Annotated in this window: 1 rRNA gene; it reads left to right on the top strand. The window is 50.1% G+C overall.

Annotation, left to right across the window (positions count from 1 at the left end):
• Window positions 1-89 precede the first annotated feature (89 nt).
• Window positions 90-740 (top strand): 23S ribosomal RNA (locus KAJ71_RS23185); the annotation flags it as partial.

Genomic DNA, 740 nt, shown 5'->3' with positions numbered 1-740 from the left:
GTATTGGGGTAAGGAGTAACCTGTCAGTGAGTCTCTCAAATAAACAGCACGACAGTGTCTCTGTTTACAGAAACACCTTCGGGTTGTGAGGTTAAGTGACTAAGCGTACACGGTGGATGCCTAGGCAGTCAGAGGCGATGAAGGGCGTGCTAATCTGCGAAAAGTGTCGGTAAGGTGATATGAACCGTTATAACCGGCAATACCCGAATGGGGAAACCCAGTGCAATTCGTTGCACTATCGTATGGTGAATACATAGCCATACGAGGCGAACCGGGGGAACTGAAACATCTAAGTACCCCGAGGAAAAGAAATCAACCGAGATTCCCCCAGTAGCGGCGAGCGAACGGGGAACAGCCCAGAACCTGAATCAGTTCTTGTGTTAGTGGAAGCGTCTGGAAAGTCGCGCAGCAAAGGGTGATAGCCCCGTACACTAAAATGCATTAATTGTGAGTTCGATGAGTAGGGCGGGACACGTGACATCCTGTCTGAATATGGGGGGACCATCCTCCAAGGCTAAATACTCCTGACTGACCGATAGTGAACCAGTACCGTGAGGGAAAGGCGAAAAGAACCCCGGCGAGGGGAGTGAAATAGAACCTGAAACCGTGTACGTACAAGCAGTGGGAGCACCTTCGTGGTGTGACTGCGTACCTTTTGTATAATGGGTCAGCGACTTATATTTTGTAGCAAGGTTAACCGTATAGGGGAGCCGTAGGGAAACCGAGTCTTAACTGGGCGA

The sequence above is a fragment of the Serratia silvae genome (assembly GCF_023282985.1).
GTDB lineage: Bacteria > Pseudomonadota > Gammaproteobacteria > Enterobacterales > Enterobacteriaceae > Chania > Chania silvae.
The sequence above is the reverse complement of the archived record's forward strand: the minus strand, read 5'-3'. Positions and strand labels throughout refer to the sequence as shown.